Here is a 25,392-nt window from a genome sequence, read left to right on the forward strand (position 1 = left end):
ATCCCAGCGCCTGAGCAGATCAGAAGCTGTACTTGGCGGTCAGCATCAGGTTGCGTGGATCGCCAAAGGTGTCGCCCCCGTAGTTCACCGAGCTGGAAATCGACGAGTAGTACTTCCTGTCGAACACGTTGTTGGCGTTGAGCTGCAGGTCCAGGTGCTGGTTGACCGCGTAGCCGGCCATCAGGTCGGTCACCGCATAGGCGCCTTGCTCGAGGCGGTAGCGGCCGCCATCGGCCACGCTGAAGTCGTTGTACATGCGGCTCTGCCAGGTGACGCCGCCACCGACGCGCAGTTTTTCCAGCGGGCCCTGGAAGCGGTAGGTGGTGAACAGCTTGAGCTGGTGCTCGGGGGTGTCGGAGGACAGCGGCTTGTTGACGTTGGCGGGGTTCTTGGCGTCCTTGATGGTGTGCACGCGGGCGTAGGTGTAGCCGGCACCGATCTGCCATTGCTCGGTCAGCGCGCCTTGCACCTCGAAGTCGATACCCTGGCTGCGCACCTCGCCGGAGGCTTCGTAGCAGGTGAACTGGCCCGCACGGCAGACGCTCTTGTCGTCCACCTCGACCGCGCGGTTTTCCTGGTCGATGCGGAACACGGCAAGGCTGGCATTGAGCGCGCCATCGAAGTATTCACCCTTGATGCCTACCTCGTAGTTCTTGCCTTCGATTGGCCGAACCGGCGTGCCGCTGCTGTTCTGGCTGTCCTGTGGCTGGAAGATATCGGTATAGCTGGCGTAGACCGAGTGGTGTTGGTCCAGCTCGTAGATCAGGCCGGCATAGCGGGTGACGTTGCGGGTCACTTTGTAGTCGCCATCGTTGCTGCCGCGCTTATCGTAGTCGTACCAGTCCAGGCGCCCACCGAGGATCAGCTTGAGCGGATCGGCCAGGCTCAGGCGAGTGGTGGTGTACACGCCTTCCTGGTTGATCAGGTAGCGGCTGCTGCTGGTGTGCAGGAAGTCGGGCTTGCCGCCGTCGATGGGGTAGTCCATGTCGTAGGGGCTGTAGTTGCGCTCGCTCATGTCGTAGATGCGCTTGCTGGCGCCGACCACCAGTTCGTGGGTGCGCCCGAATGCCTCGAACGGGCCGCTGGCGAAGGTGTCCAGGCCCAGTTGGTTCTCGTCGTGGGCCGACTGGTAGACCGTTCGGCTCAGCGGCTTGGCCAGGTCCCAGCGCGACTGGTAGGAGCCGCGGAACAGCGCGTTCTGCTCACTGTAGGTGGCGTTGACCTGCAGCTTCCAGTCATTGGCCAGGCGCTGGCGCACCTCGGCGAACAGGGTATTGATCTCCTGGTCTTTGACCTCCCAGTCGGTGGCCGGGTTGTAGGAGCGTGGCAGGTCCAGGTGATGGCCGTCGAGGGCGGTGGGGATTGCGCCCCAGAACACGTTGGTCTTGTCCTTCTGGTGGGAGAGGCCGAGGGTGAGGGTGGTGTCTTCGCTCAGGTCGGCCTCGGTGATCGCGTAGAACAGCCCGTGGTCCTCCTGCTGGCCGTCACGGAAACCGTTGGCGTCCTGGTACGAGGCCACCACGCGGCCGCGCAGGGTGCCGCTGTCGTTGAGCGGGCTGGAGGCGTCCAGTTCGCCGCGGTAGTTGTCCCAGCTGCCGGCGGCGCCAGTGAGGGTGACTTTCTGCTCCGCCAGCGGGCGCTTGCGCACCAGGTTGATCGCCGCCGAGGGCGTGCCGGACCCGGTGACCAGGCCGGTGGCGCCGCGCACCACTTCCACCCGGTCGAACATTGCCAGGTTCGGCTGGGCGCCGACTACCCAGCCGGTGTAGGCGCTGGGGATGCCGTCGTACATGATGTTGTCGACGTCGAAGCCACGGGCCTTGTAGGTCTGCCGGCCCGGGCCGTTGGACTGGTTGAGGAACAGGCCCGGGGTGTACCTGGCGACGTCGTTGATGCTGGTCATGCCCTGGTCGTCCATGCGCTGGCGGGTGATCACCGTAACCGCCTGAGGCGTTTCGCGCATGGTCAGCGGCAGCTTGGTGGCGGTGGACATGGCGCCGGTGGTGTACGACTTCGACCCCTCGGTGGTGCTGCCCAGGCTGCTGTCATCGATGGCCGTGGCGCCCAGCTCGATCACGGCGGGGGCCTGTTCGGCTGCCAGCGCGGGGGTGAGGGTCGCCATGCAGATGGCCATGGCCAGCAGGTTGCGGGTGGGCGCGAAACGGTGGGGCGAGGGGAGCGATGACATGCCGAGCTTTATCCTTATTGCTATTGTTTATGAGAACGATTAGCAATAAGTATGTCGGGATTGCCCGGCCAAGAACAGGGCGTATGAATTGAAAATGATGAAATTTTCACATTTTTACATTCGAATGGATTGATTTGGCCGCAGCCACACCTATCGACCCGTGCCACCTGTGCCAATCCGTTTACCTTGTTGCCTGCCTATTTCCAGCGCCTGGCCGTCGCGTTGCTTGCCGTGCCGTGCCTGGCCCACCAGCTCGGGGATCAGCGGTCCCTCGGGCAGATGGCGCCAGAAGCGTCCGGGCAGATGCTGGCGCAGCGCGCCGGGGTTGAGCCGGGCGGGGTTGAAGGTGTGTCGGTAGTAGGCCAGCCACAGTTCGGCCCCGGGGTCGTCGGCATTGCGCGCCCATTGCCGCCAGTCTTCCGGGCACTGGCGGCGGTAGTCCAGTTGCGCGCCGTCGTAGCGGATGCCGTCATGGGGCGTGGCGATCAGCCAGCGCTGGCGGCCGAGGCGTTCGGCGAAGTGTGCGCTGGCGCTGTCGAGGATGTCATGCGCGGGTTCGTGGTAGGCCACCAGGTCCAGCTGCAACTGCTCGGCCAGCGCCTCGGGCAATGGCACGAAGCGCACGAAGGCATGCAGGTGATGAGCCTCGCGGCCGACCTGGCGGATGCGCCGTTGCAGCTCACTGCCCAGGCGGTCGCCGGCCAGCATCGCGGTGCGATCGCCATGGGCGACGCGCCAAAGCACCTCGTACAACAGGTTCCAGCGCTGCTCGCCGCGGTAGCGCCCGGCCTGTTCCAGCTGGGCCAGCAGCGCCGCCGGCACGCGGGCGTGGAACGGGCCGGGGCCTGCGGGCAGGGGCGTGGGCACGGCCAGCAAGTCATCCATCCAGGTCTGGCCCCAGGTCACCGTGGCCGGGTCGATGCCGTGGCCGAGCAGTTGGCGGGCCTGGTCGCGCCAGGTGGTGAAATCATCGCCGCAATCCAGCGCGATCATCCCCACAGCCCCATCTGCACGGGCGCCTGGGGTTCGCGCAGGCGGGCCCGCAGCAGGCCGCTGCGCAGCTCGGCCTGGGCCGGGCGGTAGTCGCTGGTGACGATGAACGGGCGGGCTTTCTCCAGCACGCAGCGCAACTGGATCAGGTCGTCGTAGCGGATGCGCCGCTCCCGGCGCAGGGCGACCAGGCGCTGCACGCTGCGCAGGCCGATACCGGGGATGCGCGCCAGCAACGCCGGTTCGGCGCGGTTGACGTCGAGCGGGAAGACCTCGCGGTTGGCCAGCGCCCAGGCCAGCTTGGGGTCGATGTCCAGGGCCAGGTTGCCGGTCTCGCCCAGCAGTTCGCCGGCCTTGTAGCCGTAACCGCGCAGAAGGAAGTCGGCCTGGTACAGGCGGTGTTCGCGCAGCAGCGGCGGCGCGGCCAGGGGCACGCTGGAGGGGCTGTCGGGGATCGGGCTGAAGGCGGAGTAATAGACCCGTTTGAGTCCATAGCCCTGGTACAGCGACTCGGCATTGCGCAGCAAGGTGCTGTCGTCGGTGGCGTCGGCGCCGACGATGACCTGGGTGCTCTGCCCGGCAGGGGTGAAGCGTGGCGCCCGTGGTTCGCCGGCGACGGCCTGCTGGCCGTGGTGGATCACGCCCATGGCTTGGCGGATGGTGCTGGCGCGCTTTTCCGGGGCCAGGCGCTGAAGGCTGGCGTCGGTGGGCAGTTCGATGTTCACGCTCAGCCGGTCGGCCAGGCGCCCGGCTTCCTCGATCAGCAGCGGGTCGGCGTCGGGAATGGTCTTGAGGTGGATATAGCCGCGAAAGGCGTGTTCTTCGCGCAGCAGGCGCGCCACCCGGATCAGCTGCTCCATGGTGTAGTCGGCCGAGCGGATGATGCCTGAGCTGAGGAACAGGCCGCTGATGCAGTTGCGCCGGTAGAAGTCCAGGGTCAGGCGCACCACCTCCTCGGGGCTGAAGCGTGCCCGGGGCACGTTGCTGGAGCGGCGGTTGACGCAGTACTGGCAGTCGTACAGGCAGAAGTTGGTCAGCAGCACCTTGAGCAGCGACACGCAGCGGCCATCGGGGGTGTAGCTGTGGCAGATGCCCATGCCATCGGTGGCGCCGAGGCCGTCGCGGCCGCGCGAGCTGCGCTTGGGCGCGCCGCTGCTGGCGCAAGACGCGTCGTACTTGGCGGCGTCGGCGAGGATGCCGAGTTTGGCGATGAGTTGCATGGGGTGTTCCGCTGAATACTGAATATTCATACAGTATTTCGGGATTGGTCTGATGGCAAGGGCTTCTGATCGGCCAGGCGCTGCCAAGTCCCCCGTGGAACGCCCGAGCGCTCGATTACAGAATTGTAATCTTCACGCCACCCCCCAGATAACCAAGGCTCCCTAAAGTCCCTCGCCAAAGCATTCCGCCGCTTGTCGACGAGGACTTCCGCCGTGCCCATCCCCCGCAAGATCGCCTTGCTCTGCCTGTTGCTGGCCGGCCCTGCCGGCGCCGAGGGCCTGAGCCTGGACCAGGCGCTCGACGCCGCCTTTGCCCAGAACCCGGACTTCGCCGCCATCGGCCGCGAGATCGGCATCGCCGAAGGCGAGCGCCGTCAGGCCGGGCTGATTCCCAACCCCGAGCTGTCGTGGGAGGTCGAGGACACCCGCCGTGACACCAGTACCACCACCGTGACCCTCAGCCAGGCCCTGGAGCTGGGCGGCAAGCGCGGTGCGCGGATCGAGGTCGCCGAGGCCGGTCAGGCGGTCGCCCGCCTGGAACTCGAGCGCCAGCGCAACAGCCTGCGCGCCGATGTGATCCAGGCTTTCCATGCCGCCTTGCGGGCGCAGACCGCGCTGGAGTTGGCGCAGCAGTCACAGGCGCTGACCGAACGTGGCCTGCGGGTGGTGGAGGGGCGGGTGCGCGCGGGGCAGTCCTCGCCAGTGGAGGCCACCCGCGCCCAGGTGCAGTTGGCCCAGGCCGAGGCGGCGGTGCGCCGGGCGCGAACCGAACGCACGGTGGCCAATCAAGCCCTGGCGCGGCTGACCGGCAGCGCCGAGGCCCGCTTCGACCGACTCGACGCCAGCTCGCTCTCGCCAGGCCCGGCGCCCAAGGCCGAACGCCTGCTGGCCACGGTCGAGCAGACCGCCGAATGGCGCCTGGCCGCGGCGCAGATCGAGCGTGGCGATGCCAGCCTGGGCTCCGAGAAGGCCCAGCGCATCCCCAACCTGACCGTGAGCCTGGGCAGCCAGTACAGCCGTGAGGAGCGTGAGCGGGTCAATGTGGTGGGGTTGTCCATGCCGCTGCCGCTGTTCGACCGCAACCAGGGCAACGTACTGGCCGCCGCGCGCCGCGCTGACCAGGCCCGCGATCTGCGCAACGCCGTCGAACTGCGCCTGCGCAGCGAAACCCGCAGTGCCCTGGAGCAGTGGGGCACGGCCATGGGCGAGGTGCAGGCGTATGACCGCACCATCCTGCCCGCCGCCCAGCAGGCGGTGGACACCGCCACCCGAGGTTTCGAGATGGGCAAGTTCGCCTTCCTCGATGTGCTCGATGCCCAGCGCACGCTGATCGAGGCGCGGGGCTTGTATCTCGAAGCGCTGGCCCAGGCGACTGATGCCCGGGCACAGGTGGAGCGGATCTACGGCGAGCTTTGAGCCTCGTCCCGTCGCGGGGCAGGCCCTGAACTGCAACGACTTTTCCAGCAGGAGCAACAATGACCAACCCACGCAAGCTCGCCATCCTCGCCGCCGCCCTGGCCGTTATCGGCCTCGGTGGCGCGGCCTGGACCGGCACCCTCGGCAAGGCCGGCAGCGGCCAGGCCCAACACGACGGCCACGGCGAAGCCGGCCATGGCCATGACGAAGAGAAGGACGACGGACACGGCCACGGTGAGTCCACAGGCGAGGGGCATGGCGAGGAGGAGGGCCAGCTGCACCTGACTGCCGAGCAGATCCGCGCCGCCGGCGTGCAGCTGGCCACCGCCGGTCCGCGCACCTTGGGCACCGCCATCAGCTTCCCCGGCGAAATCCGTTTCGACGAAGACCGCACCGCTCATGTGGTGCCACGGGTTCCTGGCGTGGTCGAGTCGGTGCAGGCCGAGCTGGGCCAGGCGGTCAAGCGCGGCCAGGTGCTGGCGGTGATCGCCAGCCAGCAGATCTCCGAGCTGCGCAGCGAGCAGCAGGCCGCGCAACGGCGCCTGGAGCTGGCCCGGCTGACCTTCACGCGTGAAAAACAGCTGTGGCAGGAACGCATCAGTGCCGAGCAGGACTACCTGCTGGCCCGCCAGGCGCTGCAGGAGGCCGAGATCGCTGCCGCCAACGCCGGGCAGAAGGTCGCCGCGGTGGCACCGGCCGGCAAGGGCAACCGCTACGAGCTGCGCGCACCGTTCGACGCGGTGGTAGTGGAAAAGCACCTGACCGTGGGCGAGGTGGTGGACGAGACCAGCAATGCCTTCACGCTATCGGACCTGAGCCGGGTCTGGGCCACCTTCGCCGTGGCCCCGCGTGACCTGGACAAGGTGGTCAGTGGTCGTGGCGTCACCGTCAGCGCGCCGGACCTCGGCGCCCAGGTGGAGGGCAAGGTCAACTACGTCGGCAGCCTGCTCGGCGAGCAGAACCGCGCCGCCACCGTGCGCGCCACCCTGGCCAACCCCAATGGCGCCTGGCGCCCCGGGTTGTTCGTCAATATCGCGGTCACCGTCGAGCGCTTCGAGGCCGAGGTGGTGGTGCCGGAAAGCGCCCTGCAGACCTGGGAAGAGCAGACCGTGGTGTTCGCCCGCACCGATGAAGGGTTCGCGGCCCGCCCGGTCAAGCCCGGCCGGCGTGATGCCGGCCAGGTGGAGATCCGTGAAGGCCTGGCCGCCGGTACCGAAGTGGCCGCCGCCGGCAGCTTCGTCCTCAAGTCCGAGCTGGGCAAAGGCTCGGCCGAACACAGCCACTGACCGGGGACGTCTTCCATGTTCGAACGCCTGATCCAATTCGCCATCGAGCAGCGCCTGGTGGTGATGCTCGCCGTGGTGCTGATGGCCGCCGTGGGCATCCACAGCTACCAGAAGCTGCCCATCGACGCCGTGCCCGACATCACCAACGTGCAGGTGCAGATCAACACCGCCGCGCCCGGCTATTCGCCCCTGGAGACCGAGCAGCGCATCACCTTCGCCATCGAGACCGCCATGGCCGGGTTGCCAGGCCTGAAGCAGACCCGCTCGCTGTCGCGCTCGGGCTTGTCGCAGGTAACGGTGATCTTCGATGACGGCACCGATATCTTCTTCGCCCGGCAACTGGTCAACGAGCGCCTGCAGGTGGCCCGCGAGCAGTTGCCCGAGGGCATCGAGGCGGCCATGGGGCCGATCTCCACCGGCCTTGGCGAGATCTTCCTGTGGACGGTCGAGGCCAAGGAGGGCGCCGCGAAGGACGACGGCACGCCCTATACCGCCACCGACCTGCGGGTGATCCAGGATTGGATCATCAAGCCGCAGCTGCGCAATGTGCCTGGCGTGGCCGAGGTCAACAGCATCGGCGGCCACGCCAAGCAGTACCTGATCGCCCCGGAGCCCAAGCGCCTGGCAGCCTACAAGCTGACCCTCAACGATCTGGTCGCCGCCCTGGAGCGCAACAACGCCAACGTCGGCGCCGGCTATATCGAACGCAACGGCGAGCAATTGCTGATCCGCGCCCCGGGCCAGGTGGCTTCGGCCGAGGACATCGCCAGCATCGTCATCTCCAGCGTCGACGGCACGCCGATCCGCGTCAGCCACGTGGCCCAGGTCGGCCTGGGCCAGGAGCTGCGCTCCGGCGCCGCCACCGAGAACGGCCGGGAGGTGGTGCTGGGCACGGTATTCATGCTGATCGGCGAGAACAGCCGCACGGTGTCCCAGGCGGTGGCGGCCAAGCTCGAGGAGATCAACCGCAGCCTGCCCAAGGGCGTGGTGGCGATCACCGTGTATGACCGCACCAACCTGGTGGAAAAGGCCATCGCCACGGTGAAGAAGAACCTCATCGAGGGCGCGATCCTGGTCATCGCGGTGCTGTTCCTGTTCCTGGGCAACATCCGCGCCGCGCTGATCACCGCCATGGTTATCCCGTTGTCGATGCTGTTCACCTTTACCGGCATGTTCAGCAACAAGGTCAGCGCCAACCTGATGAGCCTGGGTGCGCTGGACTTCGGCATCATCGTCGACGGCGCGGTGGTGATCGTCGAGAACGCCATTCGCCGCCTGGCCCATGCCCAGCAGCATCATGGCCGCATGCTGACCCGTTCCGAGCGCTTCCACGAAGTGTTTGCCGCCGCCCGCGAGGCGCGCCGGCCGCTGATCTACGGGCAATTGATCATCATGGTGGTGTACCTGCCGATCTTCGCCCTGACCGGGGTCGAGGGCAAGATGTTCCACCCCATGGCCTTCACCGTGGTGATGGCGTTGCTGGGGGCGATGATCCTCTCGGTGACCTTCGTCCCCGCGGCCCTCGCGCTGTTCGTCACCGGCAAGGTGAAGGAAGAAGAGGGCGTGGTCATGCGCACCGCCCGGCGTCGTTACGCCCCGGTGCTGGAGTGGGTGCTGGGCCGGCGCAACCTGGCCTTTGCTGGCGCCGCGACCCTGGTGCTGCTGTCCGGTGTGCTGGCCAGCCGCATGGGCAGCGAGTTCATCCCCAGCCTCAGCGAGGGTGACTTCGCCCTGCAGGCCCTGCGCGTGCCGGGCACCAGCCTGTCGCAGTCGGTGGACATGCAGCAGCGCCTGGAGAAGACCATCATCGAGCGGGTGCCGGAGGTGGAGCGGGTGTTCGCCCGCACGGGCACCGCCGAGATCGCCTCCGACCCGATGCCGCCGAACATTTCCGACGCCTATGTGATGCTCAAACCGCGCGAGCAGTGGCCGGACCAGGGCAAGTCGCGTGACGCGCTGATCGCCGAGGTGCAGCAGGCGGCGGCCAGCGTGCCGGGCAGCAACTACGAGCTGTCGCAGCCAATCCAGCTGCGCTTCAACGAGCTGATTTCCGGGGTGCGCAGCGACGTGGCGGTGAAGGTGTTCGGTGATGACATGGAGGTGCTCAACCGCACCGCCGCGCAGATCGCCACCAGCTTGCAGCAAGTGACGGGGGCGTCCGAGGTGAAGGTCGAGCAGACCACCGGCCTGCCGGTGCTGACCATCGATATCGACCGCGACAAGGCCGCCCGCCACGGCTTGAACGTGGGCGATGTGCAGGATGCCATCGCCATCGCGGTGGGGGGGCGTACCGCCGGTACCCTGTACGAAGGCGACCGTCGCTTCGACATGGTGGTGCGTCTGTCCGAGGCGCTGCGCACCGATGTCGACGGGCTGTCGAGCCTGCTGATCCCGGTGCCGGCCAGTGCCGCCGCGGGGGCCGCGCAGATCGGCTTCATCCCGCTGTCCCAGGTGGCCACGCTGAACCTGCAGCTGGGGCCCAACCAGGTCAGCCGCGAAGACGGCAAACGCGTGGTGGTGGTCAGTGCCAACGTACGCGGGCGTGACCTGGGCTCGTTCGTCGAGGAGGCGTCGCAGACCTTGATCGACCAGGTGCAGATTCCACCGGGCTACTGGACCCGCTGGGGCGGCCAGTTCGAGCAGTTGCAATCGGCGGCCGAGCGCCTGCGCGTGGTGGTGCCGGTGTCGTTGCTGCTGGTCATGGCCTTGTTGCTGATGATGTTCAACAACCTCAAGGACGGCCTGCTGGTGTTCACCGGGATTCCTTTCGCCCTCACCGGTGGCGTGCTGGCGCTGTGGCTGCGCGACATTCCGCTGTCGATCTCGGCGGGCGTGGGCTTCATCGCGCTTTCCGGGGTGGCGGTGCTCAACGGCCTGGTGATGATCGCCTTTATCCGCAACCTGCGCGAGGAAGGGCGCGGCCTGCGCGCCGCAGTCGAGGAGGGCGCCTTGACCCGCTTGCGGCCAGTGCTGATGACCGCGCTGGTGGCATCGCTCGGGTTCATCCCGATGGCCCTGGCCACTGGCACCGGTGCCGAGGTGCAGCGACCGCTGGCGACGGTGGTGATCGGCGGGATCCTGTCGTCGACGGCGCTGACCTTGCTGGTGCTGCCGGCGTTGTACCAGTGGGCGCACCGGCGCGATGAGGCCGAGACTGCGTGAACCTCTATCAACGGGCAAGCCCGCTCCCACGCAAGCATCACAGTGGGAGCGGGCTTGCCCCGCGATGCTTCAACGTCGACGCCACAGCCAGTGGTCCAGGCTCAACCTTCCAGAGCCTTTCAACAGCAGTGGCAACAACGCCACCAGGTAGATCAGCGGCAGCTTGAAGTTGCCAAACCCTTGGTCGGTGATCGCATACCCCCGCCCCAGTTCCGCCAGGCTCGACCACTGGCTTGGCCAGTGCACTGCCGCGATTGCCACTACCGTCACCACCATCAACACTGCCGAGGCCAGGCGGGTGCCGAGGCCGAGCAGCAGGAGCAGCGGGCAGAGCAGCTCGGCCCACATCGACAGTTGCCAGTTCAGGCCCGCCGGCAGCAGGTCGAACGGGAACGGAAAACTGCCTTGCAGGTCGGCGAACCAGTTGGCGCCATTGAACTTCTCCAGGCCCGATTCGAAGAACTCCCAGGCCAGGAACAGGCGCAGCGGCAGGTCGGCGCTCCAGCTGCCGGCCCGGTCGAGGGCCATGAACGGGCGAATCAGGGTGTTTGTCAGCATGGTGATCTCCTTGGGTCAGTGCGACAGGGCAGTGGCGGCCCGGCGTGAGCGTTGGGCCTGCTTGGCGATGAGCTTGAGGCTGATGGCGGCGAACATCAGGGCGAACGCCAGCGGGTACCAACCGCCCATGGGGATGCGCTTGTAGAACGACAGGCAGAACACCGCCGCCAGCACCCAGGTGCCGGTGCTGTGCAGGCCTTTCCACAGGCGTGGGCCGAGCAGGCGCATCGGTGCCTTGAACGAGGTCAGGGCCAGCAACAGGATGAACAGATAGCCCACCGAGCCCGGGATGTTCGCCACCGCGCTACGCCCGGCCCAGAACAACTCCGGGTAGCGTTGCGCATACAGGTAGATCAGCACGCCATGGACCGTATGCGAGAAGGCGAAGGCCAGGCCCAGGTAGCGCCGTTCACGGAGCAACTGGCGGCTGGCCTGGCTGGGTAGCAGGGTGACCAGCGTCGAGGCCAGGAAGGTCAGCAGGAACAGTGCAAAGGAGCTGCGTGCCGTGGCGCGGATGGCGCTGCGCAAGCCGTCGGCACCGAGCGGATGGGTGGCGATGACCAGAGCGGTCATCAGCAGGGTCAATGCCGCGAGGGCGTGGAACAGCTTCCAGCCAGTGGGCAATGGCAATACTTTCATAGGCAAGGGTCCCGGCGTGCTTGGCGACGGCGGGGGCCGTCGCGCGGTGTGGCCGGAAGTGTGCGGGGGCGGCGTATCGGCAGTGTGTCGCGGGAGGCTGGGTTATGTAACGCTGTGTAGCGGTGCTCAGCGAGTACTGGTCAGGCGCTGCTGCGCCGCCGCGCAACCATTGATCTCCACTGCCTTTTGCAGGAAGGCCTGGCGCTGGCGCGGGTCCAGCTCGCCCAGCAGCCGGTAGATCTCGGCCTGATAGTCACGCTGGCGCCCCCACTGCAGCTGCAGGCCTTGTGGCCTGCTGCGGTTGCACGCCAGGCGGGTGGCCGGCTGCGGATAGTAGGCGGCATACAGGGTGGCCATGCTCGGGACTGCCTCCAGGGCCTCGCGGTAGGCGGGGCTGGCATTGTAGGGCGCACACCAGTGGGCGATAGCCAGCGCCGGTGGGGCAAAACCTTGCTTGAGGCTGGCCTCGAGCAAGGGGCAGGCGGCCTCGGCGATCTGGTTGGCGGGCAGGTAGGTGGTGTAGTACAGCGCCAGGCGGTACTGGGCCACTGGGTGGCCGAGGGCGACGGATTTCTTCAGCAGCGCCACGGCCGTGGGCAGTGTGTGCGCCATGGCCTGGCCCTGGCGGCTGAGTTCGGGGTCGCCAACGGCGGTACGCAGCGGGCTGGCGCTGTCGTCCTGGCTGTCGGCCTGCTCCAGCAGGGGCAATGCCTGGCGGTAAAGCAGGTCGGCATGGGGGTCGATGTTCACTTCCAGGGCCTGGGCGCCGACGGCGGCCAGCAGCAACGGCATCGCCACTGCCAGGCTGGCGCGGTGGCTGCGGCCCTGACGGCGGGCCGGAAACGAAGGAACGGCTGGGATGGTCATGGCAGTTACGCGGTTGCCTCGGGCAAATCAGGAGCGACGACAGCGTATTCTATCCATCCGCGCCCCTTCCCCGAAAGCCCGGCGTACGGCCATCAGACCAGCTTGATCGGCGCGGCCTTGCGCAGGGCCTGTCTTTCCTGGGCCAGCCCCAGCTTGGCGGTGATCACCTTGGCCAGCGCGTTATTGCCCAGGTCGTTGAAGTGCAGGCGGTCGACGAACAGGTGTTCGCTGAAGACCGGCGAGCTGCTGAGCATGCTGTTCATGTCATAGCACGGCACCGGCTCGGCCTGGTTCTTGATACGGCGAAAGAAGGCCATGTGCAGTTGGCTATCGAAGGTGTCGCCGAGCAGACGATCAAAATTCGACGGCTGGCGCTCAAGCTCGCTGAGCATAGCCTGTTCGGCGCTGGGCACGACCTCGCGGCACCAGGGCAGCAGCGGCTGGAGGATGAAGGTGAGGGTGGTATGGCCGTCGGCCAGCAGGCGATCCCATTGGCGCAGGGTGCGGCCGACGCAATCGGCGGCGCGGATCAGACGCTTATCGGGGCTGGACAGAGGCTCGATGTCCGGCCAGCGTGGTTGTCGCGCAGGCGCCAGAACCTGGCCCAGGCGCTGCCAGAGCGATTCGCGGCGTGCCTCGCCAGTGGCTTGCACCCCTTCGTTGAAGCGATTGAGAAAATCCTGGTAGGCCTGCGCCCGGTGCGGGTCCTGCGCGCCGGCCAGTACCTCGGCCAGGGCCTCCTGGGCCAGCGAGTTGAGGCCGCTGAGCACCACCACATGGCCGATCTGGCCGAAGCGGTGCTGGTGGGTGAGGAACATCAGCAGTTCCTGCGTGGCATTAAGCCCGCAACCGGTCAGGTTCAGCCAGATCTCGCCGGTCAGCATCGACAGGTAAGAGGCCACGGTGTGCTCGTCGGAGCTGGCGCCGATGCCCATGGCGGTGGAGCCGCCTACCAGCAGGTTGACCCGCGCCGCGCCGCCGCGTTCGGCCACCGAGAAGCGCTTGCCGGCGCAATGGCTGTAGCGCATGCCCAAAGCGTCGGTGTTGATGGTGCCGGAGCGGTAGCCGCGCTCATGCACGTACAGCGTGTGCGGTGCCCGGCGGCTGCCCAGTTGCAGGAAACGCTGGTAATCCTCTGCCAGTGGGTCGGGCGTGCCCATGCTGCCGGGGGTGGCGCTGTCGGTCGGTGTCATGGGCGCTCCTTGGTGTGAGGGCAGGCTCAGGCGGCCAGTTCCCTGATGTTGTAGGCCAGGCCGACAGCGGCAATCAGCAGCAGGGCGACACCCGAGGCCAGGCTTATCAGGCGGTTGCTGCGCGGCGAGGCGATCTTGCCGATGGCGAAGATGTAAAGGCTGAGCACGGCGAAATCGATGGCGATCCACAGCAGCGACAGCACCACCATGCTCTTGCCGAACGACTCGGTGATCTGGATGAACTGTGGGAAGAAGGCGATGAAGAAGATGATGTCCTTGGGGTTGGAGATGCCGACCATGAAGCCCTGCAGCAGGCCGCCACGGCCCGGCTGCACGCCGGTTGGGGCCGGGGTGGCGCCCTCGGCCGGGGCTTGCAGCGCTTCGCGCAGGGTACCCAGGGCGATGTAGCCGATGAACAGGCAGCCCAGCAGGCTCATGCCGCTGAGCCAGGCCTTGTCGATGGCTGCGCTGGTCAGGATGATCCAGGCGGCCGCGCCGATCAGCACCAGTGAAGCCCAGTTGGTGCCGACTGCGGTGAACAGGGCTTTGCGCGAGCCCGAGGCGGCGGCGGTGTTGACGATCAGGGCCACCACCGGGCCGGGCGTGGCGATTAGCAGCAGGACGGTGAGAGCATAGGTGGCGGTCAGTGCGGTATTCACGTTCAGTTCTCGGTAAGGGGTTCAGCTGTTGCGTGGGTATGGAACGGGCAGCGTGCCGGGCTTGGCGAGCCGGGCTCCTGCAACTGGTACTGCTTCCATTCGAAGTTGTCGTCCTGGCCGAAGAAACCAAGGGTCTCGGGCATGACGCCGTCGTTGTAGTGGCGCACCCGCTCACGAATCCGCGCCCGGATGCGCTGGCCGCTCTCGGTACCGGCGCTGGCGACCTCGTCGAAGCTCTCCCGCGGATTGATGACGAAGGCAATGTGCGGGCCCAGGTTGCGGCTTTTCATCAGGCGATGGGCGGGAAAGCTCATGTTGATGAACAGCGGCATGCCGGCGAAGCAGAATGACCAGCGTGCGTCATGCGGGTCCTGCGGGATCTCCTCGGGCCATGGCTGCGTGTCGCGGGCGTGGACCTCGCGCAGCACGTCCCAGGCCAGCGCCTGCTGCGCCTCGAGCGAGGAGTCGGCGGCCGTTTCGAGAAACACCAGCAACGGGTTACCGATACGCTGCTTGAGCGGGATCGGCGTGATGGTGGCGATGTAGTCGGCCAGGCCCCGGGCGATATCGTCGGCCAGCCGTGCGGCGCGGGCGAAGACGATATGGCAGGTGCGCGCCGTGACTGCCTTGCGCCCGAACAGGCAGGGGAAGTCAGGGTTGGCCAGGGTTTCCTTGAAGTGTTCTATGGTCTTGTGTGTCCAGTGGTGGCGGTTCTGGACATGTTCGTCGGCGAGCTCTAGCGCATCCAGGCGATAGCAGTTTCCATAACCCGTAAACATGATTTCCCCAGGTAGATCCGAAGGTAGCGTTAATAGAACTTTTTCGTCATATCCGTGCAGGTTGGTTATATATAATTGTTATTTACCGGCATTTTCGGAGATGGGTCCTACGTTGTAAAACGCCTGGATCTATGACCTACTATTAGCTTCACTCATGCTCTGGAAGGCGCCATGTCGGAACGGATTCAAGCCTTGCACGCCTTGCGGGCCTTCGAAGTGGCCTCGCGCTATGGCTCCTTCACCCGCGCGGCCCAGGAACTGGCCCTTACCCAGGGCGCGGTCAGCCACCACATCAAGACCCTCGAAGCCCTGTTCGGCTGCGACCTGTTCGAGCGCCGCGGCCCCAAGCTGCGCCTGACCGAGCCTGGCCGCCTGCTGGCCCAGGAACTCAAGGTCGGCTTCAAGATCATCGAGAATGCCTGCGCGCTGTTGCGCCAGGATCGCTACGGCGTGCGGCTCAAGGCGCCGTCCACGCTCACCGTGCGCTGGCTGCTCCGGGCCCTGGACGGCTTCAAGAAGGTCGACAACAGCTGTTCGGTGCAATTGTCGAGCGTTTGGATGGACATCGATGCGGTGGATTTCTATTCCGAGCCCTATGACTGCGCCATCCTGTTGGGTAACGGGCGCTTTGCGGCGGATGTGGAGAGCCTCAAGCTGTTCGATGAATGGCTGATCCCGGTATGCCACCCGAACTACCTCGAGCAGGCGCGGCCGGAACTCTCGGTGCTCTCCAGTTGCGAATTCCTCCACCCGTCGCCGGACCGTCGCGACTGGCGGCGTTGGCTGGCGCGCATGGACGCGCTGGACATCAGCATCGACCAGGGCCAGGTGTTCGACACTCTCGATCAGGGTATTTCAGCCGCCCAGCAGGGGCTGGGCATCTCGGTGGTCGACCTGGTGCTGGCCAGCGCCGACCTCGCCGCCGGCAACCTGGCCACGCCGTTCCCCCACGCCGTGGCCACCGGCGACGGTTATTACATGACCTGGCTCAAGTCCAGCCCCAAGGCCCACCAGATGCACAAGTTGCGCGACTACCTGGTGGCGCAGGTGCCGCCGCTGTCGCACAAGGACATCAGCTACCTGTACGGCTGAGGTCGGTGGCTGGCAGCACTCGCTCGAGCATGAAGTCGATGAACACCCGCAGCTTGGGCGGCATCTGCCGCCCGGATGGCCACAGCAGGTAGAAGCTGCCGCGCCGCTCCATGAAGGGGTCGAGCACACTGACCAGGCTGCCGGCCGCCAGCTCCCGGCGCACGCTGAAGTCCGGCAGGCAGGTGATGCCACGGTGGTTGAGGGCGAAGCAGATGCGCGTCTCTACATGGTTGCAGACCATCGAGATGGGAATGGCGTAGTCCTGTTCGGGGTGCTCCCGGCGCAGCGGCCAGGTTTCCAGCTTGCCGCTGCTGGGGAAGCGGTAGTGCAGGCAGCTGTGCCCGCCGAGCTCGCGGGGGTGCTGCGGCGTGCCGCGTTCGCGCAGGTACTCGGGGGACGCCACCAGGCGATGCTGGAAGTGCCCGAGGAACTTGGCGTTCAGCCGTGAATCCAGGGGCTGGCCGCCGCGCATCACCACGTCGAAGCCTTCGCCGATGATATCCACCATGCGGTCGCTGAAGTCCAGGTCCAGCTCGATCTCCGGGTAGCGTGCCATGAACTCGGCCAGCGCCGGCATCACCAGCCCGGTCACCTGCGGCAGGCTCACCCGCAGGCGCCCGCGCGGCGCGCCGCTGGCCTGAGACAGTGCCTGCTCGGTGGCCTCGATCTCGGCCAGGATGCGCCGGCTGCGCTCGAGGAACAGTGTGCCCTCGGCGGTCAGGGTGATGCTGCGCGTGCTGCGGTGGAACAGGCGCACTCCCAGTCTTTCCTCCAGGCGGGCCACGCGTTTGCCCACGGCTGACGCGCTGATCCCCAGCGATTGGCCGGCGGCGACGAAGCTGCGGGCTTCGGCGACCCGAATGAAGACCATGAAGCCACTGAGGCTGTCCATGCTGTGCTCCGATTGCGGACGTTGGTGTCCTGACTGAGCGGAATTGTACCCGGCTTTTTCCGCAATACCCCAGCGGCGCAAGATGCCTGCCTGTTTGACCAACCGGAGACCATCATGCATTCACCTTCCCCGGCGGCCTGCGCCGGAGCATCCCCCGCCAGTGCCACGCGCCTGCCCCTGAGCGGCTTGCTGGCGCTGGCCTTGACCGGCTTCATCGCCATCCTCAGCGAGACCCTGCCGGCCGGCCTGCTCGACCAGATCGCCGACGGCATGCAGATCAGCCAGGCCATGGCCGGGCAATGGGTCACGGCCTACGCCTTGGGTTCATTGCTCACGGCCATCCCGCTGGTGACCCTGACCCAAGGCTGGTGGCGCCGTCGGGCACTGCTGCTGGCCATTGGCGGATTCATCCTGTTCAACGGGCTGACCGCGGTGTCGTCGGACAACACACTCACCTTGCTCCTGCGTTTTTGCACCGGTGCCGCCGCCGGCCTGGCCTGGGGCCTGATCGCCGGCCATGCGCGGCGCATGGTGGCACCCGCCCAGCAGGGCAAGGCCATGGCAGTGGCGATGCTGGGGCAGCCCATCGCCTTGTCGCTGGGTTTGCCCATCGGTACCTGGCTGGGGACATTTATGGGTTGGCGGGCAACCTTCGTGATGGTGACCCTGGCTGCATTGCTGCTGGTCGCCTGGGTGTTGCGGGCGGTGCCGGACTTTCCCGGCCAGGCCGCGGGCAAGCGCCCCGCGGCAATGGCAGTGTTGCGCACCCCGGGCGTGGCGCGGGTGCTGGTGGTGATCCTGGTGTGGATCCTTGGCCATAACATTCTCTACACCTACATCGTGCCGTTGCTCGCCGCGGCGGGCATGGCTGACGCGGTGGGCCAGGTGCTGATGACCTTCGGCCTGGCCTCGCTGGCCGGCATCGCCCTGGTCGGTCTGGGGGTCGATCGGCATCTGCGCGGGTTGGTGCTGTTGTGCCTGGCCGGCTTCGCCCTGGCGACCCTGGCCCTGGGGCAGGTGCAAGGCGCGGCCTGGCTGGTGCATGTCAGCGTGGCGCTGTGGGGGCTGACCTACGGCGGCGCGCCGACGCTGCTGCAAACGGCCTGTGCCGATGCGGCGGGCGAGGGCGGCGATGTGGCGCAGTCTATGCTGGTGACCGTGTGGAACAGCGCCATCGCCCTGGGTGGCATCGTCGGCGGGCTGTTGCTGGTGGGGGCTGGGGTCGGGGCGTTTGGCGCGGTAGTGCTGGCACTGGTGGGGTTGGCATGGTTGCTGGTGCTGGGCGGACGCCGAGCCGGGTTCGCCGCCGGCGCCCGCTAACCCGACGTCCGTATCCGCGAAGCAGCATTTCTGGCAGCAGGACAGTTACAATCGGCAGGTGCGAACAAAGCAGCGATCCGAGGTTCCCCCGCAGTGCAATTGCAACAAGGCTTCGTCCTGACCCGCCATTGGCATGACACGCCCGAAGGCACCTGCGTGGAGTTCTGGCTGGCCACCGACCAGGGGCCCCGGCGCGTGCGCCTGACCCCGCAGCCCTCGGTGGCTTTCCTGCCCGTCGCCCAGGCCGAACACGCCCGCTTGCTGCTGGCCGATGAGCAGGGGGTCGAACTCAAGCCGCTGCAACTGCGCGACTTCGATCTGCGCCCGGTCATGGGCCTGTACTGCCGCCAGCACCGCCAACTGATCGCCCTGGAAAGACGCCTGCGCGGCGCCGGCATCGAGGTGTTCGAAGCCGATATCCGTCCGCCGGAGCGCTACCTGATGGAGCGCTTCATCACCGCGCCAGTGCGTTTCGATGGCCGCGCCGACGATCAGGGTACCTTGCTCGATGCCCAGCTCAAGCCCGACCCTGACTATCGCCCGGACCTGCGCCTGGTGTCGCTGGATATCGAGACCAGCGAGCGTGGCGAGCTGTACAGCATCGCCCTGGAAGGCTGCGGCCAGCGTCAGGTCTATATGCTCGGGCCGGCCAATGGCGAGGCCGGCGAGGTGGATTTCGACCTGCATTACTGCAGCGACCGCGCCGAGCTGATCACCTGCCTCAACCAGTGGCTGGCCCGCCACGACCCCGATGCGATCATCGGCTGGAACCTGGTGCAGTTCGACCTGCGTCTGCTGCATGAGCATGCCCAGCGCCTGAGTGTGCCGCTGTGCCTGGGCCGTGACGGCGCGCCGATGCACCTGCGCGAGCATGGCAGCCACAGCCATTTCTTCGCCGAGGCGCCGGGCCGGTTGTTGATCGACGGTATCGAGGCCTTGCGCTCGGCGACCTGGAGCTTCCCCTCGTTCAGCCTGGAAAGTGTCGCGCAACAATTGCTCGGCGAGGGCAAGGCCATCGATACGCCCTACCAGCGCATGGACGAGATCAACCGCCGGTTCGCCGAGGACAAGCCGGCCCTGGCCCGCTACAACCTCAAGGATTGCGAACTGGTCACGCGGATCTTCGCCCATACCCGGCTGCTGGAGTTCCTGCTCGAGCGCTCATCGGTCACCGGCCTTGCCGTGGACCGCAGCGGCGGTTCGGTGGCCGCGTTCTGCCACCTGTACATCCCACACATGCACCGCCTGGGCTATGTCGCACCCAACCTGGGCAGTGTCGAGGGCGAGGCCAGCCCGGGCGGCTTTGTCATGGACTCGCGGCCCGGCCTGTACGATTCGGTGTTGGTGCTCGACTACAAGAGCCTTTACCCCTCGATCATCCGCACCTTCCTGATCGATCCAGTGGGTCTGGTCGAGGGCTTGCGCCAGCCGGACGACACACATTCGGTGGAGGGTTTTCGCGGCGGGCGTTTCTCGCGCAGCCAGCATTGCCTGCCAGCGATTGTCGAACGGGTGTGGCAGGGCCGCGAGGCGGCCAAGCGTGACGGAAACGCGCCGCTGTCGCAGGCGCTGAAGATCATCATGAACGCCTTCTACGGCGTGCTTGGCTCCAGCGGCTGCCGCTTCTTCGACCCGCGCCTGGCCTCCTCGATCACCATGCGCGGGCACCAGATCATGCGCCAGACCCGGACACTGATCGAAGCGCGGGGCTTTGATGTGATCTACGGCGATACCGACTCCACCTTCGTCTGGCTCAAAGGCGCACACGACGAAGAGGGCGCGGCGCGCATCGGCCGCGAGCTGGTGGCCGAGGTCAACCAGTGGTGGCGCCGCCACCTGGCCGAGACCCTGGGCCTGGACAGCGCCCTGGAGCTGCAATACGAAACCCACTACCGGCGTTTCCTCATGCCAACCATCCGTGGCGCCGACGAAGGCAGCAAGAAACGCTATGCCGGCCTGGTACGACGTGGCGACGGCAGCGAGGAGATGGTCTACAAGGGCCTGGAGTCTGTACGTACCGACTGGTCGCCCCTGGCCCGACAGTTCCAGCAGGAGCTCTATGGCCGGGTGTTTCGGGGCCAGCCGTATCGCGACTATGTGCGCGGCTATATCGAGCGCACCCTGGCCGGTGAGCAGGATGAACTGCTGGTCTATCGCAAGCGCCTGCGTCGGCCGCTGGCCGACTACCAGCGCAACGTGCCGCCGCATGTGCGCGCAGCGCGGCTCGCGGACCAGTACAACGCCCGCCTCGGGCGCCCATTGCAGTATCAGCGCGGCGGCTGGATCAGCTATGTCATCACCACGGCCGGCCCGGAGCCCTTGGAGAACCGCCAGGCGCCCTTGGACTACGACCACTACCTGACGCGCCAGTTGCAACCGGTGGCCGATGCCATCCTGCCCTTTGTCGCCGATGACTTCGCGGCGCTGATCGATCGTCAACTAGCGCTGTTCTGAGTGCGGTGGTAGCCGGCTAGTGCGAGGTGCAAGGCAGCTGTCCCTAAGCTGTGGCCTCCAGCACAAGGAGACCACGCATGCCCACCGACAGCGATTCAGGGGTTGCGCAAAGCGACGACACGCTCAGGCTCGAACAGGCATTCCAGGATGGCCTGATCGCCAAGCGGCTGCCTGAGTGGTTGCACAGGCTTGGCGATGCCCCTCTGGCGGAATTGAGCGCCGCCCTCAAGACCAGCCTTGACTGCCGGCAACGGCTGCAGACGCGTTGGGGACGTGTGCAGGGGATCGAAGCGTTTGTCGGTGCCGCCTTGCAGGATGTCTTCGACAAACGATTCACCCCAGGGTTGGATGTCGGCACCCTGTGGTTTCGCCAAGGGTATCCGGTGCCGTTGCGCGGTCAGTATTTCACCACTCGGGTTCCGGTTTCGGGTACTGACTATGCGCAGGTACCGCTGGTGGAAGCCATACTGCGCAATTTCGTCGCCAGCGAGTCCATGCCCAACGGCCAGCCGCGTGGCAACGGCCTGTTCGACGAGGCCGGGGGGCGTCTTGACCAGCCCAGCGCGATCGGGTTTGCCCGGTTATGCCGCGAACTGGATGCTGGCGCACGCTACCAGCGCCACCTGGACGCAGTCCTTGACCCGCCCGGCGAGCAAAGCATGCGCGAGTTGCTGGCGCGGTTGCTGCATTCCACGCTTGTCGTCGATGCGTGCAAGGCCAATGCCGATGGCATCCTGAGCGCCGCCGAGCTCAACCTGCTGCTGCGCGTGTGCCGCAATGGCGAGCCGCAGGCCCTGGACGGGGCGCCGGTGGTTGTCAAGCAACTGCGCGTGCTGGAGTGCGCGCTGGAGCAGATCATCGTGTTCGACGTCGTCGATCAGGGCTGGTTGCGCAATACCAGCAAGCGCATCCTCTGCTACATCCCAGGTGATCCACACGGCCCCTGGAGTGCCCATCCCGACCTGGAGCACCTTAGCCACAAGCGGCTGGGTCGCCACTTGCGCGATGGCGCCTACCTGAAGTTCTTCAGCCGTTTTCTGAGGCGCCGCGACAGCCATCGCTTCTTTTCGGCCGTCATCGAGTTGTACCGGGATGTGGCGATCTGGGCTACCCGCGACCTCCAGGTACACATGCGCCCCATGCCACAACCGCTGTTCGACCATCTGGCGGCGGCGCGTATCGCGCAGATCAAGGATGACGCCGCAGTGATCGCGCCGCCCGTGGCACAACTCGATCGAGCGGTGCAGCAGGCCCATGACCGGTACCTTGCCGCGCAGGGGTGGTTGCTTGTGGGCCTGGCAGGTTTTTTCATCCCTGTTGTCGGCGCTGCATTGCTCGCGGTCTTTGCCTGGGATCTGCTCACCGAGGTTTTCCATGGCGTCGAGGATTGGCAGGACGGCGATACCTCTGCCGCTCTCGACCATCTTACGCATGTGGTACGCGATCTGGCCGTGGTGGCGGCGACTGCGGCCGGGGTGTCGGCCGTGCGTCATGCGTGGGGGCGTTCGCTGCTGGTCGACAGCCTGGTGCCGGCGCAAATGGAAAATGGCGAGACGAAACTGTGGAACCAGGACTTGGCGGCCTATCGCAGTGAGGCGCCACCGTTGGCTGCGCGGCAAGATAGCGATGGCGTCCAGCGGCTTGCTGGGCAAGCGTTCATCGAGATGGATGGGCAGCACTATCCGGTGCAGCAGCACAGCGTGGATGGCGCGTGGCAATTGCGCCCCCGGGCAGGCTTCGGCCCTGTGTTGCGTGGCAACGGTGCCGGAGCTTGGCGGTTGGCCAGTGCGCAGCCGTCGTGCTGGCAGGGCGCACGCCTGATGTTTCGTCGATTGGGCAGACCGTTCAGCGAACTGGATGCTGCCAGGGTTGACGCAGCATTGAGTATTCACGGGATTGGCACAGGCAATCTGCGGGTCTTGCATATGGAAAACCAGGTGCCCGATCCCTGGCTCTGTGACAGCGTCGAACGCCTGCTCCTGGAGGCGCGCATAGGTCGGGCGATCATGGATCTACGTTCCGGAGTGGGCAGCGAGGATCATGAGCTGCTGCGCCATGCCCGGCGTTTGTCGGAAATACCTGGGCTGGAGGGCGCGCGGCTTGCCGGGCAGATTGGAGTGCACCGGCGGCGGTTGTTGCAGGCGCTGTACGACAGTGGGCAGGAAGCCGATACGGTCGCTATCGCCACGCTGCGACGGATCTTTACAGGCTTGCACAGACGAGCGGCGCAGGCCTTGCTGGAAGGTGCCGATGCCGACGACTACCGGCGCCTGGTCGAAACCGGCAGGATACCCATGCGCCTTGCCGAGAGTGCCAGGGCGAGCGTCGCGCGGATCCGTACGGTGCGGGTTCTGGAGGCCCTGCATTACGACATGCCGCAGTCAGCGGACCTTGCGCGGGTGGTGATCGGGCTGCTCGAAGGGGTGACGGGCGCTTCCAGGTCCATACGCTGGCGCCTGCTGGACGAGCATGTCGGTGGGACGGCGCTGGTCGCGGGCGGCGACCCCGCGACGGCGACCGGCCTGTTGCACCTCGATGGCCGGTTTGTGCGCCTGGATCCACAGGGCAACACCGTGGGAGAGGCTGGTGACCTGTTCGAGGTCATGGCCGCTGCCTACGACGCTGACCAACTCACGGCGCTGGGCCTGGACGCACCTTTTGCCGCCAGCCTGCGCCTGGCGGTGCGGCGGCGCGCCGTTGCCGACCGGCAGGCCGCGGAGCGCCTGCTGTCACCTGCGCGGCCAGGTGCCTTGCGCGCGCCATCGCGGCTGCAGGACGGTCGCTTCGGTTATCTGCTGAGCGGGCGCCAGCCCGGCAGAGGGTGGCGCAGGGGCAGGCCGCAGGCCCTGATCGACAGGGTGCACGGCCTGTTTCCAGCCCTGGAGCAGGCAGAGCTCGATAGGTGGATCAGCGCGGTCCAGGCCTCGGGGCGGCCCGTCGAGGAGGTCCTGGCGACGGTGCGTGCGCAATCCGAACTGTTGCGCCAGCACATGGACCGCTGGATCAGAAGCGTTTCGGGTGGCGAGGCCCGGGAGCAGCGCCGCTACTTCGGTGACGCGCTCATGCGGTGCTGGCAACGCAGTACGTTCGAAGAGTCCGTTCATCGCTTCCCTCCGATCGAGCTCTGGTGGAGCCAGATGGGCGCCAGGCCAGGCGTCCTCCCGGAACTGCCGGATCAAATCCGTCTAAGTCGCGTTGCGATCCTGTCATTGCGCGGCATGGAACTGGAAGCGGTTCCCGACAGTTTTCTCCAGGCGTTTGCCAATCTCAGAGTACTGGAGCTGCCCGGCAACAGGCTAACTCGTCTGCCGGCGCAATTGCAGCATATGCGCCAGTTGCAGTGCCTGGACCTGTGCAACAACCAGATCGCGCTGGATCCTGGTCAAAGCGCAGTGCTCGCCGGTTGCGAAGCGCTCACCTACCTGAATCTTTCCCACAACCCGCTCGGGCGCACGTTCTCGGTGCATGCGATGACGCAGCTCAACGAATTGCGTTTGAGCGGCAGCAGGATCGCCGCTCTGCCTCACGGTACGCTGGAGTGCCAGCGGCTGGTTACGCTCGATGTGCGCGACAACCTCATCACCGCGTTGCCCGAAGGTTTTTATCAAGCACAGCTTTGGACCAGGGGCCGGGTGTGGCTGCAGGGCAACCCCTTGACGTCCGAGCAGCGTCAGCGGTTGCTGGCAGCCTTGGCTCTGCCGGTTGCACCTGTGCAATTGATTGAGCCTGACATCCCGGCGCGTATGCGCTGGCTCGATGCGATCGAGGATAGGCACCGCGATGAGTTGGGTTCGGCCTGGGCGCTGGTGGACGGCAACGAACACGGCGAAGCGTTTTTCGACCTGCTCACGGGCTTGACGGAATCGGCCGACTTTCGCAGCCCTGTCGGTGCCCGCGATCTCGCCTTTCGGGTACTGGAGATGCTCCAGGCGATGGATGCGGATGCAGAGCTATGCAATGAACTGTTCGCCTGCGCCCGGGATGTCACCTGCCAGGACAGCATTACCCTGCGTTTCAGCGACCTGGAAGTGCGTTTGCTGGTGAGGCAGGCGCAGCAGGGCAGCGTTGTGGGTAATCGTGAACGGGCCTTGCTGCATCTTGGGCGTCAGCTGTGGCGGCTGGACGCCGTCGATCGTATCGCCCTGGAAGATGTTCAGGCACGGCGAGCGGCAGGCGGGAACCCGGACGAAATCGAGGTGGTACTGGCGTATCGGCTGGCGCTGCGCCGCGATCTGGACTTGCCGCTGCGGATCAATGATATGTTGTTCCGCGACTTTGCAGGTGTCGGCATGCAGCAGGTCGCGCAGGCGCGTGAGCGTGTGCTGGCGGCAGAGAGTAGCGAGACGGTGGCACGGTCGTTGGCCGAGAGGGATTTTTGGTGCCGGCACCTGCGCCATGTCTATCAGGCACGCTTCGATGCCTTCAATGCGCCCTATCACGCCCGCGTGGAGGCACTGATGGCGGATCGGAGTCTATCGGAAGCAGCTCGGCTGGAGCAGATCGGCCAGGTACAGGAGACGCAGGCGCTAGCCGAGCGCACGATGATGCTTGAAATGACTCGTCATGCATTGGAGCTGGTTGTCGAGCAGGAAATCTTCGTTCGCTGAGTTCCCTTCGGAGCATGATGGCTTTGGACTACGCTCAAGGTTGGGAGTGGTGATTCCGTAAAGGGTGTCA

17 protein-coding genes are annotated in these 25,392 nt (G+C 66.4%); 7 read left to right on the forward strand and 10 right to left on the reverse strand.

Annotated elements, in window-relative coordinates; all coding sequences use genetic code 11:
- Positions 1-19: 19 nt before the first annotated feature.
- The 3 genes from DFS21_RS09340 to DFS21_RS09350 form a co-directional block, all read right to left on the reverse strand.
- Positions 20-2,188: a TonB-dependent siderophore receptor gene (locus DFS21_RS09340; protein ID WP_110700759.1), complete on the reverse strand. Its 2,169-nt coding sequence runs from the start codon at positions 2,186-2,188 to the stop codon at positions 20-22.
- A 150-nt stretch (positions 2,189-2,338) separates the two neighbouring features.
- Positions 2,339-3,181, reverse strand: coding sequence for a TIGR03915 family putative DNA repair protein (locus DFS21_RS09345; protein WP_110700757.1), 843 nt, complete (start codon positions 3,179-3,181; stop codon positions 2,339-2,341).
- On the reverse strand, positions 3,178-4,398 hold the full coding sequence (locus DFS21_RS09350; RefSeq protein WP_102684094.1) for a putative DNA modification/repair radical SAM protein: 1,221 nt from the start codon (positions 4,396-4,398) through the stop codon (positions 3,178-3,180). Before DFS21_RS09350 ends, DFS21_RS09345 begins: the two co-directional genes overlap by 4 nt.
- 213 nt (positions 4,399-4,611) lie before the next feature.
- Between DFS21_RS09350 and DFS21_RS09355 the strand changes: the two genes are divergently transcribed.
- From DFS21_RS09355 to DFS21_RS09365, 3 genes are read left to right on the forward strand one after another with little or no spacing between them, the layout of a single operon-like run.
- Complete coding sequence (locus tag DFS21_RS09355) at positions 4,612-5,814, forward strand: TolC family protein (protein WP_110700755.1); 1,203 nt, start codon at positions 4,612-4,614, stop codon at positions 5,812-5,814.
- A gap of 59 nt (positions 5,815-5,873) precedes the next feature.
- Positions 5,874-7,100 carry an efflux RND transporter periplasmic adaptor subunit gene (locus DFS21_RS09360; RefSeq protein ID WP_110700753.1) on the forward strand — a complete coding sequence of 409 codons (1,227 nt, stop codon included), beginning with the start codon at positions 5,874-5,876 and terminating at the stop codon, positions 7,098-7,100.
- 15 nt (positions 7,101-7,115) lie between these two features.
- Entirely contained in the window at positions 7,116-10,262 is a 3,147-nt protein-coding gene (locus DFS21_RS09365) for an efflux RND transporter permease subunit (protein WP_110700751.1), read from the forward strand.
- Positions 10,263-10,331: 69 nt separating this feature from the next.
- Here DFS21_RS09365 and DFS21_RS09370 read toward each other — a convergent pair whose 3' ends face one another.
- From DFS21_RS09370 to DFS21_RS09395, 6 genes are all read right to left on the reverse strand, one after another.
- Positions 10,332-10,820: a DoxX family protein gene (locus DFS21_RS09370; RefSeq protein WP_110700749.1), complete on the reverse strand. Its 489-nt coding sequence runs from the start codon at positions 10,818-10,820 to the stop codon at positions 10,332-10,334.
- A gap of 15 nt (positions 10,821-10,835) precedes the next feature.
- Positions 10,836-11,459 carry a ferric reductase-like transmembrane domain-containing protein gene (locus tag DFS21_RS09375; RefSeq protein WP_110700747.1) on the reverse strand — a complete coding sequence of 208 codons (624 nt, stop codon included), beginning with the start codon at positions 11,457-11,459 and terminating at the stop codon, positions 10,836-10,838.
- 126 nt (positions 11,460-11,585) lie between these two features.
- Entirely contained in the window at positions 11,586-12,251 is a 666-nt protein-coding gene (locus DFS21_RS09380; RefSeq protein WP_110700995.1) for a sel1 repeat family protein, read from the reverse strand.
- A 167-nt stretch (positions 12,252-12,418) separates the two neighbouring features.
- Positions 12,419-13,519 (reverse strand): hypothetical protein, encoded by a 1,101-nt coding sequence (locus DFS21_RS09385; RefSeq protein WP_110700745.1) that lies wholly within the window; start codon positions 13,517-13,519, stop codon positions 12,419-12,421.
- A 26-nt stretch (positions 13,520-13,545) separates the two neighbouring features.
- Positions 13,546-14,178, reverse strand: a complete 633-nt coding sequence (locus tag DFS21_RS09390) for a LysE family translocator (RefSeq protein ID WP_110700743.1) — start codon at positions 14,176-14,178, stop codon at positions 13,546-13,548.
- A gap of 2 nt (positions 14,179-14,180) precedes the next feature.
- Positions 14,181-14,957, reverse strand: coding sequence for a YqcI/YcgG family protein (locus DFS21_RS09395; RefSeq protein WP_110700741.1), 777 nt, complete (start codon positions 14,955-14,957; stop codon positions 14,181-14,183).
- Between the two features lie 171 nt (positions 14,958-15,128).
- Between DFS21_RS09395 and DFS21_RS09400 the strand changes: the two genes are divergently transcribed.
- Positions 15,129-16,049 (forward strand): LysR substrate-binding domain-containing protein, encoded by a 921-nt coding sequence (locus tag DFS21_RS09400; protein WP_110700739.1) that lies wholly within the window; start codon positions 15,129-15,131, stop codon positions 16,047-16,049.
- Here DFS21_RS09400 and DFS21_RS09405 read toward each other — a convergent pair.
- Positions 16,030-16,941, reverse strand: a complete 912-nt coding sequence (locus DFS21_RS09405; RefSeq protein WP_110700737.1) for a LysR family transcriptional regulator — start codon at positions 16,939-16,941, stop codon at positions 16,030-16,032. The two genes, DFS21_RS09400 and DFS21_RS09405, sit on opposite strands and share 20 nt — an antisense overlap.
- Positions 16,942-17,055: 114 nt before the next feature.
- Here DFS21_RS09405 and DFS21_RS09410 point away from each other — a divergent pair, with 114 nt between their 5' ends.
- From DFS21_RS09410 to DFS21_RS09420, 3 genes are all read left to right on the forward strand, one after another.
- The gene (locus DFS21_RS09410) at positions 17,056-18,261 is read left to right on the forward strand and encodes an MFS transporter (protein ID WP_110700735.1); all 1,206 of its coding nucleotides are present in this window, start codon (positions 17,056-17,058) and stop codon (positions 18,259-18,261) included.
- A 93-nt stretch (positions 18,262-18,354) separates the two neighbouring features.
- Positions 18,355-20,715: a DNA polymerase II gene (locus DFS21_RS09415; RefSeq protein ID WP_110700733.1), complete on the forward strand. Its 2,361-nt coding sequence runs from the start codon at positions 18,355-18,357 to the stop codon at positions 20,713-20,715.
- A gap of 77 nt (positions 20,716-20,792) precedes the next feature.
- Positions 20,793-25,322: an NEL-type E3 ubiquitin ligase domain-containing protein gene (locus DFS21_RS09420; RefSeq protein ID WP_111532174.1), complete on the forward strand. Its 4,530-nt coding sequence runs from the start codon at positions 20,793-20,795 to the stop codon at positions 25,320-25,322.
- Positions 25,323-25,392 lie beyond the last annotated feature (70 nt).

It is taken from the genome of Pseudomonas sp. 2848, from assembly GCF_003253945.1.
Taxonomy (GTDB): Bacteria; Pseudomonadota; Gammaproteobacteria; order Pseudomonadales; family Pseudomonadaceae; genus Aquipseudomonas.

Excerpts from the sequence above, each read along its gene's own strand:
- DFS21_RS09410 (WP_110700735.1), top strand. The coding sequence starts at position 17,056 with ATGCATTCACCTTCCCCGGCGGCCTGCGCCGGAGCATCCCCCGCCAGT.
- DFS21_RS09420 (WP_111532174.1), top strand. The coding sequence starts at position 20,793 with ATGCCCACCGACAGCGATTCAGGGGTTGCGCAAAGCGACGACACGCTC.
- DFS21_RS09405 (WP_110700737.1), bottom strand. The coding sequence starts at position 16,941 with ATGGACAGCCTCAGTGGCTTCATGGTCTTCATTCGGGTCGCCGAAGCC.
- DFS21_RS09380 (WP_110700995.1), bottom strand. The coding sequence starts at position 12,251 with ATGCCGTTGCTGCTGGCCGCCGTCGGCGCCCAGGCCCTGGAAGTGAAC.
- DFS21_RS09375 (WP_110700747.1), bottom strand. The coding sequence starts at position 11,459 with ATGAAAGTATTGCCATTGCCCACTGGCTGGAAGCTGTTCCACGCCCTC.
- DFS21_RS09370 (WP_110700749.1), bottom strand. The coding sequence starts at position 10,820 with ATGCTGACAAACACCCTGATTCGCCCGTTCATGGCCCTCGACCGGGCC.
- DFS21_RS09385 (WP_110700745.1), bottom strand. The coding sequence starts at position 13,519 with ATGACACCGACCGACAGCGCCACCCCCGGCAGCATGGGCACGCCCGAC.
- DFS21_RS09345 (WP_110700757.1), bottom strand. The coding sequence starts at position 3,181 with ATGATCGCGCTGGATTGCGGCGATGATTTCACCACCTGGCGCGACCAG.
- DFS21_RS09350 (WP_102684094.1), bottom strand. The coding sequence starts at position 4,398 with ATGCAACTCATCGCCAAACTCGGCATCCTCGCCGACGCCGCCAAGTAC.
- DFS21_RS09360 (WP_110700753.1), top strand. The coding sequence starts at position 5,874 with ATGACCAACCCACGCAAGCTCGCCATCCTCGCCGCCGCCCTGGCCGTT.
- DFS21_RS09400 (WP_110700739.1), top strand. The coding sequence starts at position 15,129 with ATGTCGGAACGGATTCAAGCCTTGCACGCCTTGCGGGCCTTCGAAGTG.
- DFS21_RS09340 (WP_110700759.1), bottom strand. The coding sequence starts at position 2,188 with ATGTCATCGCTCCCCTCGCCCCACCGTTTCGCGCCCACCCGCAACCTG.
- DFS21_RS09365 (WP_110700751.1), top strand. The coding sequence starts at position 7,116 with ATGTTCGAACGCCTGATCCAATTCGCCATCGAGCAGCGCCTGGTGGTG.
- DFS21_RS09395 (WP_110700741.1), bottom strand. The coding sequence starts at position 14,957 with ATGTTTACGGGTTATGGAAACTGCTATCGCCTGGATGCGCTAGAGCTC.